The following is a 13143-nucleotide window of genomic DNA, read 5'->3' on the forward strand; positions in this document are numbered from 1 at the left end:
CGGGGTCCCGGAGCTGCCGGGCCGGGCACGGGGGCGGAGCCCGGCGCAGGCCGTTCCGTCGGCGGCGCGAACATCCTGGTGGCGTTGGGCTCGCCGGCCGATGCCTCGGGGATCGGCTCCGGCGCAACGGCTTCGGCGACCCGACCGGGAACCGGGGTGACCAGCGAGGCGGCCTCGACGGCGCGGGCACGGGCGGCGGTGACGTCGTCGGCGGTGGCGGTCACGACACCCATGCGACGACGATGGGTGCTCTCCGGCTTGCCGAACAGGCGGATGTCGGTCTCCGGGACGGAGAGCGCCTTGGCGACGTCGGCGAATCCGATGGCGGGCTCGTCGAGTTGCCCGTAGATCACCGCGGACGCACCGGGGGATGCCAGGGTCACGTCCACCGGCAGTCCGAGGATCGCGCGCGCATGCATCTCGAACTCCGAGAGTCGCTGCGTGGCCATCGTGACCAGACCGGTGTCGTGGGGGCGCGGGCTGACCTCGGAGAAGTAGACGTCGTCGCCCTTGACGAACATCTCGACGCCGAAGATGCCGCGGCCACCGAGCCGCCCGTCGCCGAGCGCGGTGGCGATCCTCGCGGCGATCGACGTCGCAGCACCGAGAGCGTCCTGCGCCATCTCGTGCGGCTGCCAGCTCTCCACGTAGTCGCCGTTCACCTGGTAGTGCCCGATCGGTGCACAGAAGTGCGAGGCGAGCTTGCCGGTGGCCGGATCGACCGCACGAACGGTCAGCAGGGTGATCTCGTAGTCGAACTCGATGAAGCCCTCGACGATGACCCGGTCGCCCTGGACCCGCCCCGACGTGGTCGCGACATCCCACGCGCGATCGATGTCGGCGGGCGTCTTGACGACGGTCTGGCCTTTACCAGACGACGACATGACCGGCTTCACCACGCACGGGTAGCCGATCTCACGGGCCGCGACGGTGAGTTGCTCGAGCGAGTCGGCGAACAGGTACGGAGAGGTCGGAAGCCCGAGTTCTTCGTCGGCGAGCCGGCGGATGCCTTCGCGGTTCATCGTCGCCACCACGGCACCCGCGGTCGGGATCACCTCGGCGAGGCCCTCGTCCTCCACGGCCACGAGAGCCTCGGTGGCGATCGCCTCGATCTCGGGCACCACGTACTGCGGTCGGTGTCGACGGACCACGTCGAGCACGGCCTCGGGGTCGGTCATGTCGATGACCTCGGCGTGATGGGCCACCTGCTGGCCCGGAGCGTCGGCATAGCGATCGACCGCGACCACCTCGACGCCGAGACGCTGGAAGGCGATTATCACCTCCTTGCCGAGTTCACCGGCACCGAGGACCAGCACCTTGGTCGAGGTCGGGGTGAGCGGTGTGCCGATCACAGCGGGAGGTCCCACGATCGGCGCCGACGGACGGCCGCCTGCTGCCGCGGAGTTGCTCTGGCTGGAGGAGGTCATTCCCAGATCCTACTGGTCGGCGCAGTGTGGGTTCGGTCGTTCCCCGGCGGGCGGCCCGACGATCGGCGGCTCAGCCGGTCACCTCGTGGACATAGCACCAGCGCCAGTCCTCGCCCGGCTCGGCCGACCGCATCACCGGGTGTTCGGTGTCGTGGAAGTGCGCGGTCGCGTGCCGACGCGGACTGGAGTCGCAACAGCCGACGTGTCCGCAGGTCAGACAGATGCGCAGGTGCGCCCAATGGTGCTCGCCGAGCTGGGTGCACTCCTCACACAGACCCACTCCGGAGCGGGCTTCCGGGTCGGCGGTAGCGTCGATCCCGATCACGTCGAGGTCGGCACACAGCGACGACGCCGAGGCGCGCGACCCGGCCGATGGTCGGTCCTCGTTACGGCGGAAGAATCGCATACGGCCATTATCGCCCGGTCGTTGGACACGTCGAGGTGTCGACACTAGGTTCATCGCGTGGACGCAACGTTGTTGCTGGTGGCGGTGGTCGCGGTGGCCATCGGGGCCCTGTGCCGGCGCTACGACGCCCCGGCGCCGCTGATCCTGGTGGCGGTCGGTCTGGTGATCGGCTGGATACCGGGTACCCCCGAGGTCGGCCTCGATCCCGAGTTCGTCCTGTTCGTCATCCTGCCCCCGCTGCTCTACTCGGCCGCACAGGACAGCTCCTACCAGGCGATCCGAGCGAATCGGCGTGCCATCGGACTCCTCGCCGTCGCGCTGCCGCTGGCGAGCACGGTCGCGGTCGGCCTGGTCGCGTACTGGGCCGTGCCGGGACTCCCGCTGGCTGCGGCCCTCGTCCTGGGCGCGGTCGTGGCACCGCCCGACGCGGTCTCCGCGCAGGCCATCGGCCGCCGCATCGGACTCCCCCGTCGCATCATGACGCTGCTCGGGGGCGAGAGCCTCCTCAACGACGCGACCGCGCTGACCGCCTTCCGGGTCGCGCTGGCCGCCGCGGTCGGCGCGACCACCTCGACGTGGGACGGCATCGTGACATTCCTGATCGCGTCGGTCGGCGGTGTGGTCATCGGCCTGGTGATCGGTGTCGTGGTGACCTGGGTGCGCCTCTGGCTCACCGACCCGCCGATGGAGACGGCCATCGGACTGATGGTGCCGTTCGGCACCTACTTCGTCGCCGAGGAGATCCACGCCTCGGGCGTGATCGCCGTGGTGGTCGCCGGCCTGTTCGTGGGCCAGCGGATGGTGCGGCTCTCCTATGAGACCCGGCTGCAGGACGATGCGGTCCGCAAGTCCATCGACGTGTTGCTCGAATCGTTCGTCTTCCTGCTGATCGGGCTGCAACTCCCCCACCTCATCCGCGACCTGTCCGGTGAATCGTGGGTCGAGGTCGCCGTCGACGCGACGCTCGTACTGCTCGCCGTGATCGTCGTGCGGTTCCTCTGGATCTACCCGGCGACCTACCTGCCCCGCCTGTTCTCCCGCCGCATCCGCGAGCGCGAGCCGTTCCCCAAACCGAGTTGGGTCTTCGTGGTCGGCTGGGCCGGCATGCGCGGGGTGGTCTCCCTCGCCGCCGCCTTCGCCATTCCCCTGACCACCGAATCGGGGGCACCGTTCCCGGTGCGCCCGGAGATCCTGTTCCTCACCTTCGTCGTGGTGGTCGGCACGTTGCTGATCCAGGGGACGACCCTGCCGTGGCTCATCCGGGTGTTGCCGGTGACCTCGGACGAGACCGCACGCGACCGCCTGGCATTGGCGTCGGCACAGGACCGGGCATCACGCGAATGCGAACGGGCACTCGACGAGTACGCCGCCGACATCCACGAGGGGGATCCCCGACTGCATCAGGTGGGCATGCTGCGCAAGTGGGTCACCACCCAGCGCAACGTCGCGTGGGAGGAACTCGGCCGCGGACCCGAGGACATCGGCGAGAGTCCGACCGCGGCGGGGAGCCGGATGCGACTGGAGCTGTTGCGCATCCAGCGCACCGTGTTCATCGAGGAACGCGACGCCGGTCGGATCGACGACGAGGTCTTGCGAACGGCGTTGCGCAGCCTGGACTTCGCCGAGGGACAAGCCGACCGGACCGGCGGCTAGCCGACCGGCGTCCGCCGACCGGAGTGGACGTCAGCTGTCGGTCGGGATCGCTCCGTAGATCTGCGTGTCCTCGGTCCGACCGCGGAGTGCGGTGACCTCCAGGCGTTCCCAGTGCTCCTGCTCGGATGCACCCGCGGCGTCGACCGCCGGGCCCGATGCGAGCGGCTGGGACGGATCACGCTTCGCCAGTTCGGACAGTCGGGCGCTCTCGTTCACCGGATCGCCGATCACGGTGTACTCGAATCGTTCGATCGCGCCGACGTTCCCGGCGACCACCGCACCGTGACCGACCCCGATACCCGCCGAGAGGTCGGGGACCTCCACGGCCAACTGGGTCGCGATCTCGCGAGCCGCCGCGAGTGCCGCACCGGCCGGGTCGCGGAGGTCGATCGGTGCACCGAACACCGCGAGCACCGCGTCGCCCTCGAACTTGTTCACCAGGCCCTGCCGCCGTTCCACAGCGGCCACGATGACCGCGAAGAATCGGTTCAGGATGGCGACGACCTCGGTCGGGGAACGGTTGGCAGCCAACGTCGTCGAGCCGATCACGTCGACGAACACCACCGCGGCGACCACCTCGGTGCCGCCGAGTTCGGGGTCGCTGCGCAGGGCGGCCTCGGCCACGTCACGACCGACATGCCTGCCGAAGAGGTCCCGCATCCGGTCACGTTCGCGGAGACCGTGGACCATCGAGTTGAACCCGTTCTGGAGGTCGCCGAGCTCGGTGCCGTCGTAGACGACGAGATCGACGTCCTCGGTGTCACCGCGCTGCACCCGGTTCATCGCGTTGCGGACGCTACGGATCGGTGCGGTGATGCTGACGCTGGTGAGCACCGTCAGCAACAGTCCGGTGGACAACGCGATCACGGCGAGCACCGTGACGCCGACGAACAGGTCCAGCTTCGACGTGTCGTCGCGGAATGCGCCGAAGAAGGTGACCAGCAGGATGCCGACGACCGGGATGCCCGACCCCACCGTCCACGACACCAACGACCTCGCCCGGACCCCACTCCGCTTGCGCCGCAGGTATCCGGCGGTGATTACGTCGGCGGCGACCGGTCGCAGTGCGAACTCGATCAACAGGTAGGAGACCGCGACGACCACGAACCCGCTCAGTCCGACGACGAAGAAGGACTTGGGGATCAGGTCGGGGTCGACGACGCCGTACATGATGGTGAACATCGTGGTCGCGCCCGCCCACAGCGCGCCCTGGATACCGACGAGCTGCCACGGCGCCCGGCCGGCGCGACGCGCCTCCTTGGCGGTCGGGACGTCGCCGCGGATCGCCCAGCGGAGGTCGCGGACCACGACGACGGTGCCGAGTACCGTGCCGATGACGAAGGCGACCACCACGTAGACCGGCACCGCGATGAAGTTGACCCACCACAGACTCGACTGGAAGATCGACGGCTGCGGAATGCCCACTGCCGACAACGAGATGGCCAGTGCCGCACCGATGAAGTTCGCGACCAACAGCGAGACGGTCAGCAACGTCTGGATGCGGAAACGCTTCTTGACCCCGCCCTCGGACGCGGAGCCGAGCAGGATCGACCCGTAGTCACGGCTCCCCCGCGCCATTGCGACCCCTTTCGGGAGTTGTTGCGCTACACGATCTCTCGACGCACGATGGTCTGTTCACGACCGGGACCGACTCCGATGCAGGAGATGTGCGCTCCGGAGAGTTCCTCGAGGCGGAGGATGTACGACTGGGCATTGGCGGGGAGATCGTCGAAGGTGCGGCATCCCGAGATGTCCTCCCACCAGCCCGGCATCTCCTCGTAGATGGGCTTGGCGTGGTGGAATCCGGTCTGCGTCATGGGCATCTCGTCGACCCGCTCGCCGTCGACCTCGTAGGCCACACAGATCGGCACGGTGTCCAGACTCGACAACACGTCGAGCTTGGTGAGGAAGTAGTCGGTGATGCCGTTGACCCGTGTCGCGTATCGGGCGATCACGGCGTCGAACCAGCCGCACCGTCGGGCGCGACCGGTGGTCACACCGACCTCGCCGCCGGTCTTGGCCAGGTAGGCCCCCCACTCGTCGAAGAGCTCGGTGGGGAACGGACCCGAGCCGACACGGGTGGTGTACGCCTTGAGGATGCCGAGCACGGTGGTGATCCGGTTGGGTCCGATGCCCGATCCGACGGCCGCGCCGCCCGCAGTCGGATTGGACGACGTCACATAGGGATACGTCCCGTGGTCGACGTCGAGGAGAGTGCCCTGGGAGCCCTCGAGCAGTACGGTGTCGCCGCGCTCGAGCGCCTGGTTGAGCAGCAGCCGGGTGTCGGCGATGCGGTGCTTGAAGCCCTCCGCCTGGGTCAGCACCTCGTCGACCACCTCGGCGGCGTCGAGGGCCCGACGGTTGTAGATCTTGGTGAGGATCTGGTTCTTGATCTCCAGCGCGGCATCGACCTTCTGCGCCAGGATCTTCTCGTCCAGGACATCGGCGACGCGGACTCCGACGCGCGCGATCTTGTCCTGGTAGCAGGGACCGATGCCGCGACCGGTGGTGCCGATCTTCTTGTTGCCGAGGAATCGCTCGGTCACCTTGTCGATGGCCACGTGGTACGGCATCAGCAGATGCGCGTCGGCGGAGATGAGGAGGCCGGTCGTGTCGACGTCGCGGTCCTCGAGTCCGCCGAGCTCGGTGAGCAGCACACCCGGGTCGACGACGACACCGTTGCCGATGACGTTGTTGACCCCCGGCGTCAGGATGCCCGAGGGGATGAGATGCAGGGCGAAGGTCTCGCCGTCGGGCAGTACCACTGTGTGGCCTGCGTTGTTACCACCCTGGTAGCGCACCACCCACTGCAGCTTGCCGCCCAGCAGATCGGTGGCTTTACCCTTGCCCTCGTCGCCCCATTGAGCGCCGATCAGCACGATCGCAGCCATGTCAGGTGTCCTCCTAGTCGGCACAACCCTACTGGTTCGGGTCGCTGGATACGCTATCCGCGTGTCGATTCGGTCCATCAGTCCATCCGGCCCCGGCGCCGACAAGCAGTCGGTACGGTCGTCGGTCGAGTCCGCGATCGCCGACGACGCCGTCCACAGGCTGGTGGTGCGTCCGCTTCCCGACGATCAGCCCGACGCGTACTTCGCCCTCGCAGTCGCGGCGCTGATGGTGCTCGACCGTCTCGACGTCGAGGTAGCGTATGTGAGCGCCGAGCCGACGCAGGCGACGAGAGCGCTCCGACTCCCCCACGGCGACAACGCCGTCCGACTCGCGGAGACGGGCACGGCCACACCGACACCACTCATCCGCGACGATGCCGCCACGGTGCTGGTCGGGCGTGCCCGGCACGTCGGCGCCGGCGGAGCACCGCTGCACGGCGAGACGATCGTCGATGATCAACGGCTGTTCCTCGGCGAGGCGGCCGGGGTGGAGATCGAACCGACCGGTGAACTCCCCGGCCTGCGTGCGCGCCTCACGGCGGACGGGCCGCTCGACGTCCTGGTGGGTGGCCTGCGACCGAGACGGCGGTGGCGCACCGGGCGGGCGGCACAGAGCGGCGGTACCAACCTCGTCGTCGAACGGGAGGGCGTGCTGACCGATCGGATCGTCAAGCGGTCGACGTTCTACCGCCATCACGTCGACCTGCTGTTGGTACGTCCGCACCGATCCTGATCCGGCCGCCGAGACCCGGGCGTCGGCTCACCACCGCAGGTCGTCGTGGCACTTCTGCTGGATGTCGTCCGGGTCCACCTGGATGGTCGCGTGCTCGAGGCCGTATCGCGACAGCACCGCCTGCGCAGCGGTGAGCACCTCGCGGTTCGCGCAGTGGCTGCCCAGATGCACGGTGGCCACGTCCATCCCGGTGGTCAGCGTCCAGACGTGCAGATCGTGCACATCATCGACCTCCGGGAGATCCGCCAGTTCGTGGCGCAACCCCTCGACATCGATGTGCTCGGGGGCCTGCTGGTTGAGGATGCGCAGCGCGTCACGGGCGAGGCGAACGGCCCGCGGGACCACCCACAACGCGATCAGGACCGCGACCACGATGTCGGCGTATCCCCACCCGGTGGTCAGTGCGACGACACCGGCGATCAGCACGCCGACGCTGCCGACGGCGTCGGCGAGGACCTCGAGGTAGGCCCCGCGGACGGCGATGGACTCCTTGGAGTCGGCGCGCAACAGGAGCATCACGACCAGGTTCACCAGCAGACCGATGGATGCGACCACGATCAGGGTCACACCTGGGACCTCGGGGTCCTTGCCGATCCGCTCGAAGGCCTCGTAGAGGACGAAGACGGCGACGCCGATCAGCAGGACCGCGTTGGCGACCGCCGTGAAGACCTCGGCGCGATGCCATCCGAAGCTGCGGTCGTCGGTGGTCGACCCGTGTCGGGCCAGCAGCAGCGCGATCAACCCCATCACCAGCGCGACGACGTCGGTCAGCATGTGCCCGGCGTCGGCGATCAGCGCCAGCGAGTTCACCAGGATGCCGGTGACCAGCTCGACGACGAAGTAGCCGCCGATGACGACGACGGCGAGCGCCATCGGCCACAGACGTCGGTTCGACGCCGACTCGACCGCCGTAGCGGCCGTCGGCCCGTGCGAGTGCCCGTGTGAATGTCCCATCACGCGCCAATATATGCGTCGATTCGCATATGTGGCAACACCCTCGCGCGGCCGGGTTCAGCGCAGGGTCGCGACCGCCGACGAGCGGCTCAGCCCGCAGGTCATCAACATGTCCACGAGGAGCGACCGGACCTCGGCCAACACCGCGGTCTCGGCGAGGGGGCTGTCACCGACCAGCTCCGCAGTCGCCTTGCGGGCGATGGTCCGCAGCACGCGGGCGGCGTCGGCCTGGTCGGGCTCCTCGCCCGGTTTGGCCAGCATCATCGTCCGCAGGGTCTCGAAACCCCGGCTGATGTCGGAGATGATCTCGATGATCTCCGGGCGCAGATGTTCGCCACGCTGGGTCATGCCGCGTGTGCGTCGGGCGATCACGCGGAAGTTGCGGACCGCGTTGTCGATGGGGTCGGCGGTCGCCGAGATGCGCTGCAGGCGGTGGCGGGAGGTCCAGTACAGCGGCGACATCGTGCTCACCTCGCGGCCGCCGCTCATGTCCGCCCGCATCGTGTTGATCTCGCCCTGGGTGTTGCGGGCGTTCTCCAGCGCACCGGACACCTTGTCGATGTCCATCTCGGTCAGGCCGTCGGCGAGTTCACGCGCCGCATCACGCATGGTCGCGAGGATGCCGGCCGCGTCGCGGCGCGCACGGTGGGCCGGGTTCACCGGGATGACGACGACGACCAGGATGCCGACCACCCCGCCGATCAGGGCGTCGATCGCGCGATGGACACCGGCGATACCGCCCGGCGGGAGCAGCGTCGCCACCAGCGCGGCGGACGACGCGGCCTGCATCGGGATGAGCGGTCCGTCGTCGAGGAACACCGCGACCGACATCGCCAATGCGACGACCGCCGCGATCTGCCAGCTGCCGGAGCCGATCTGGGAGATCAGGACGTCGCCGACGAGGATGCCGATCGTGACACCGGCGACCAGTTCCACCGAGCGACGCCACCGCTTGCCGAGCGAGAGCCCCAGCGAGACGACCGCGGCGATCGGCGCGAAGAAGGGCTGCGGATGCCCGAAGACGTTCACCGCGATCCACCACGCCAGCCCTGCGGCGAGCGCACACTGCGCGATCGGGACCAGCGAGAGCCAGAGTCGGCGTAGTCGATGACGCAGCGCGGGTGGCAGGGCGGCGACGAACCTGCCGCGGAGCCGCTCGATCACGTCGCTCTCCGCTCGACCGGCGTCAGGCCAGGCCGAGTTCTTCGACGGCCCGGGGATCGCTGTCGTTCAGCAGGTCCAGACAGCGCAGGTTCTCGTCGGTCTCACCGATCGCGGCCGCCGCCCGGGCCAGCGCGCCCACGGCACGCAGGAAGCCCCGGTTGGGCTCATGGCTCCACGGCACCGGGCCGAAGCCCTTCCAGCCGTGGCGTCGCAGCTGGTCGAGTCCGCGGTGGTAGCCGGTCCGCGCGAACGCGTAGCCCTCGATCACCTTGGCGACGTCGGGGTCGGCGACGCCGTCCTCGCGCGGTGCGAGGCCCTGCTCGAGGGCTGCCTCGGCGAGATACGCCCATGCGATCGAGGCCGTCGGGTGGGCAGCCGCGACCGCTGCCGGTTCGACACCGTTGAGCAGGTCCGATTCGGCGTCGTCGTCTCCGGTCAGCAGCACCGGCTGAGGTCCGAGTAGATCTCCGAAAGAAGTCACGACTCCATTGAATCACCGCCGGCCGCGGCCGGGTGCGCGTCGGGGCCGCACGGACCGACGCTGCTTGTCGAGCACCTGGTGCTGCAGGGACGGGGCATTCGCTAGGGTGAATGGCGCGATCGGTCGGGGCGCGACGAATGTGGTGCGCGCGACACCGGCCACGGGACTACGAATCGGGGTGTGTACAGCCATGTCGTCATCGGGAGACGAGAAGCGATCAGTCGTCGACAAGGCTGTCGCCGCCTGGCGGAAACGCTCCGAGAACCCGACGTCCCGGTATGAGGACCAACCGACTGCCGGCCGAGGTGACATTACCCACGAGGCGGCAGCAGCTGGAGGCGACACACCGAGATCGGACGAATCGGGCGCCTCTCCTCCGGAGACCGAGACGCCACCCGCCACATCGGACGACACCGCGGTCGTCGAATCCCCGTCGGACGAGCCATCGAAGGATCACACCGTGAGCGAAGACACGACGCCGGGCGCAGCCGGATCGGAGCCGAACGTCGACGAGACCGCGGAGTCCGTCGCCGGGGAGACGACCGACGAGACGGCCGGATCTCCGGCCACCGACGCCGCCGCGGACTCGAACGACGCCGACGAATCGACGGCAGCGGATTCATCCGAGACCGCCGGTGAGGGCGCGGACATCGCGGACGAGAACCCGGCGGTCCGGCCGTCGGACGAGTCGGACGAGTCGGACGACCAGGCATCGGACGACCAGGCATCCGACGAGTCGCCGGCAGCCGGGGATTCGGCTCGCGACGAGAACCCGGTCACCGAGAGCGCCGCCGCCGCAGTCGCCGACGATGCCACCGACGCAGTTGCCGAAGACGATGCAGTTGCAGGCGACGACGCCGACGATGCGGACAGCAACGTGTCCCCCGCCGCCGAGAGTGATGCCGGGACTGCCGACACAGAGAGCGCGGAGTCACAGAGCTCGGAGCCAGCGAGCTCGGCTGCAGGGGACACGGACGCAGTGGAGGGCGACGACGCCGACGACCAGCAGACCGACGTGGCCGAGGAAGTCGCTCCCGAGCAGCCGAGCACCGACGAGGCCAGCAGCGAAGAGGCCGAAACCGCCGCGGCCGAGACCGAAGAGGCCGGCACCGAAGAGGAACCGCCCGCGGAGCAGAAGCCGGCTCCCAAACCGCGTGGTGGCCGCGGCATCGATTCCGCCACGACGGTGATCAGCCGCGACAACCTGCCAGACCTCAGCGAGCTCGACGACCTCGACAGCATCGACGCCCTCGGCGGGGATGAGGCCGAGCCGGACGCGGAACCCGAAGCCGAGGCCGAACCCGCACCGACGAAGAAGAAGGCCGGCCCCAGCGAGTCGGCCACCACGGTCATCCGTCGCGACGACCTCCCGGACACCAGCGAACTCGACGACCTCGACGACATCGACGCGCTGGGTGGAGCGTCGGCGACGACCGCCTTCCGCGCCACGCCGGGCACGGACGCGCCGGCCGCTGACACCGCGAAGGAGCCCGCGGTCCAGCGATCTGCACCGCAGACTCCGGCAGCACCGAAATCGGCCCCGCAGCAAACGAAGTCGGCTCCGCAGAAGTCGGGTCCATCGCCGTCCGACGGATGGTCGACCGCGGCGGCGTCGGAGCCGAAGAAGATCCCGTCGAGCAGCGAGAAGCCGACCGGCGGCAGCAAGAAAACGTGGTGGATCGCTGCCGCGGCCGTCGTCGTCGTACTCGCGGTCGCCGGTGGCATCTTCGCGTTCTTCCAGTTGCGGCCGCCCGCGCCCGCCGACGAGGCGGCACAGGTGGCCACCGAGTTCACCGACGCGCTCTACAACGGCGATCTCGGAACCCTTCGCCAGATCACCTGCGACCAGCAACAGCAGTACTACACCAACTTCGAAGACGGTGCCTTCCAACGGCTCTACGAGCAGCAGAAGGCGCGCAACGAGCTCATCCAGGTGCGTCAGATCCGCGCGGTCAAGATCACCGAGGGCGGCTCCCAGGCCGTCGTCGAGGTCGACGCATCGCGCGCGGGCGACCCGAGTCAGGTCCAGCAGGTGACGGTGAACCTGCAGAACCGGGACGGCGATTGGAAGGTGTGCAGGCCGGAGTGACCGGACATCAGCAACGTCCGTCCCATCCGTCCGGCGCAGCACGTCCGCACCTCGATCAGCGGGCGCAGTTCCAGCGCCCGAAACCCCAGCACCCGGTCCCGCAACGTCCAATCTCGCAGCACCCGGTCCCGCAGCGCCCTGTACCTCAGCGTCCCGGAGGGCAGCATCCGGCACACCAGCATCCCGGGCCGGGGCATCCGGCACCACAGCCCTCGCGACCGCATCCCGGAGCGCGTCCGGCGGGCGGCATCTTCCGGCCGACCCCGGTCCGACGGGTCACGCCCCCGCGACCGGTGCGCTCTCGTCGACGTGTCGACCCGACAGTCGTCGTCGCGGCGCTGACGATGCTCGCACTCGCGATCGGCGTCGTCGTCGGGCTGCTGATGCTCTGAGCCGAACGACCCCGAAACAGCCCCGGACACAGAACGGCGCCCGATGGTCGATGACCACCGGGCGCCGACGTTCTCGCGGGACTCGATCAGGCGCTGATCGACTTACCCGACGACTTCAGGTCCTCACATGCCTCGACGACGCGCGCCGACATGTTCGTCTCGGCCTTCTTCGACCAGCTGCGCGGGTCGTAGACCTTCTTGTTGCCCACGTCGCCGTCGACCTTCAGCACGCCGTCGTAGTTGGCGAACATGTGCCCCGCCACCGGGCGGCTGTAGGCGTACTGGGTGTCGGTGTCGACGTTCATCTTCACCACGCCATAGCTCAGCGCCTCCTCGATCTCGCTCTTGAGCGAGCCCGAGCCGCCGTGGAAGACGAAGTCGAACGGCTTGGTGCCGTCGGCCAGACCGAGCTTCTTCACGGCGACCTCCTGGCCGGTGTTCAGCACGTCGGGACGCAGCTTCACGTTGCCCGGCTTGTAGACGCCGTGGACGTTGCCGAAGGTGGCGGCGAGCAGGTAGCGGTTGCCGGAGTCGCTCGCGCCGAGCGCCTCGATGGTCTTCTCGAAGTCTTCGGGAGTTGTGAACAGCTTGTCGTTGATCTCGTTCTCGACACCGTCCTCTTCACCACCGACCACGCCGATCTCGATCTCGAGGATGATCTTGGCGGCGCCGGACTTGGCGAGAAGATCCTTGGCGATCTCCAGGTTCTCGTCCAGCGGCACAGCGCTGCCGTCCCACATGTGCGACTGGAACAGCGGGTTGCGGCCGGCGTCGACACGCTCCTGCGAGATGGCCAGCAGCGGACGCACGTAGGTGTCCAGCTTGTCCTTGGGGCAGTGGTCGGTGTGCAGTCCGATGGTCACGTCGTACTTGGCGGCCACCACGTGTGCGAACTCGGCCAGTGCGACCGCGCCGGTGACCATGTCCTTGACGCCCTGCCCGGAGCCGAACTC

11 protein-coding genes are annotated in these 13143 nt (G+C 68.8%); 3 read left to right on the forward strand and 8 right to left on the reverse strand.

All coding sequences use genetic code 11. The features are described 5' to 3' along the window. Nucleotides 1–1427, reverse strand: a 1427-nt coding sequence (purT, locus tag GS4_RS09805; protein WP_007620044.1) for a formate-dependent phosphoribosylglycinamide formyltransferase, incomplete at its 3' end; no start/stop codon positions are given. Nucleotides 1428–1497: 70 nt separating this feature from the next. Further along, nucleotides 1498–1833 (reverse strand): UBP-type zinc finger domain-containing protein, encoded by a 336-nt coding sequence (locus GS4_RS09810; RefSeq protein ID WP_007620046.1) that lies wholly within the window; start codon nucleotides 1831–1833, stop codon nucleotides 1498–1500. A 57-nt stretch (nucleotides 1834–1890) separates the two neighbouring features. Here GS4_RS09810 and GS4_RS09815 point away from each other — a divergent pair, with 57 nt between their 5' ends. Beyond that, a complete protein-coding gene (locus tag GS4_RS09815; RefSeq protein ID WP_007620048.1) occupies nucleotides 1891–3486 on the forward strand; it encodes a Na+/H+ antiporter in 1596 nt (531 codons plus the stop codon). A gap of 30 nt (nucleotides 3487–3516) precedes the next feature. Here GS4_RS09815 and GS4_RS09820 read toward each other — a convergent pair whose 3' ends face one another. Continuing rightward, nucleotides 3517–5064 carry an adenylate/guanylate cyclase domain-containing protein gene (locus tag GS4_RS09820; RefSeq protein ID WP_007620049.1) on the reverse strand — a complete coding sequence of 516 codons (1548 nt, stop codon included), beginning with the start codon at nucleotides 5062–5064 and terminating at the stop codon, nucleotides 3517–3519. Between the two features lie 26 nt (nucleotides 5065–5090). Beyond that, nucleotides 5091–6377: an adenylosuccinate synthase gene (locus GS4_RS09825; RefSeq protein ID WP_007620052.1), complete on the reverse strand. Its 1287-nt coding sequence runs from the start codon at nucleotides 6375–6377 to the stop codon at nucleotides 5091–5093. Nucleotides 6378–6438: 61 nt separating this feature from the next. On the opposite strand from GS4_RS09825, the gene GS4_RS09830 reads away from it, so the two are divergent. Next, on the forward strand, nucleotides 6439–7110 hold the full coding sequence (locus GS4_RS09830; protein ID WP_051989690.1) for a hypothetical protein: 672 nt from the start codon (nucleotides 6439–6441) through the stop codon (nucleotides 7108–7110). Between the two features lie 27 nt (nucleotides 7111–7137). Here the strand turns inward: GS4_RS09830 and GS4_RS09835 are convergent, their stop codons facing one another. The 3 genes from GS4_RS09835 to GS4_RS09845 are packed head-to-tail and all read right to left on the reverse strand — an operon-like array spanning nucleotide 7138 to nucleotide 9709. Beyond that, on the reverse strand, nucleotides 7138–8064 hold the full coding sequence (locus GS4_RS09835; RefSeq protein ID WP_007620061.1) for a cation diffusion facilitator family transporter: 927 nt from the start codon (nucleotides 8062–8064) through the stop codon (nucleotides 7138–7140). A 57-nt stretch (nucleotides 8065–8121) separates the two neighbouring features. Beyond that, nucleotides 8122–9228 (reverse strand): FUSC family protein, encoded by a 1107-nt coding sequence (locus GS4_RS09840; RefSeq protein ID WP_007620062.1) that lies wholly within the window; start codon nucleotides 9226–9228, stop codon nucleotides 8122–8124. A gap of 22 nt (nucleotides 9229–9250) precedes the next feature. Next, nucleotides 9251–9709 (reverse strand): DUF3151 domain-containing protein, encoded by a 459-nt coding sequence (locus GS4_RS09845; protein WP_040510118.1) that lies wholly within the window; start codon nucleotides 9707–9709, stop codon nucleotides 9251–9253. Between the two features lie 460 nt (nucleotides 9710–10169). On the opposite strand from GS4_RS09845, the gene GS4_RS24780 reads away from it, so the two are divergent. Next, nucleotides 10170–11798, forward strand: coding sequence for an Rv0361 family membrane protein (locus GS4_RS24780; RefSeq protein WP_157226573.1), 1629 nt, complete (start codon nucleotides 10170–10172; stop codon nucleotides 11796–11798). A 478-nt stretch (nucleotides 11799–12276) separates the two neighbouring features. Here the strand turns inward: GS4_RS24780 and fbaA are convergent. Beyond that, nucleotides 12277–13143, reverse strand: an 867-nt coding sequence (fbaA, locus tag GS4_RS09865; RefSeq protein ID WP_007620067.1) for a class II fructose-bisphosphate aldolase, incomplete at its 5' end; no start/stop codon positions are given.

It is taken from the genome of Gordonia soli NBRC 108243, assembly GCF_000334455.1.
Taxonomy (GTDB): domain Bacteria; phylum Actinomycetota; class Actinomycetes; order Mycobacteriales; family Mycobacteriaceae; genus Gordonia; species Gordonia soli.

Excerpts from the sequence above, each read along its gene's own strand:
- GS4_RS09810 (WP_007620046.1), bottom strand. The coding sequence starts at position 1,833 with ATGCGATTCTTCCGCCGTAACGAGGACCGACCATCGGCCGGGTCGCGC.
- GS4_RS09820 (WP_007620049.1), bottom strand. The coding sequence starts at position 5,064 with ATGGCGCGGGGGAGCCGTGACTACGGGTCGATCCTGCTCGGCTCCGCG.
- GS4_RS09825 (WP_007620052.1), bottom strand. The coding sequence starts at position 6,377 with ATGGCTGCGATCGTGCTGATCGGCGCTCAATGGGGCGACGAGGGCAAG.
- GS4_RS09835 (WP_007620061.1), bottom strand. The coding sequence starts at position 8,064 with ATGGGACATTCACACGGGCACTCGCACGGGCCGACGGCCGCTACGGCG.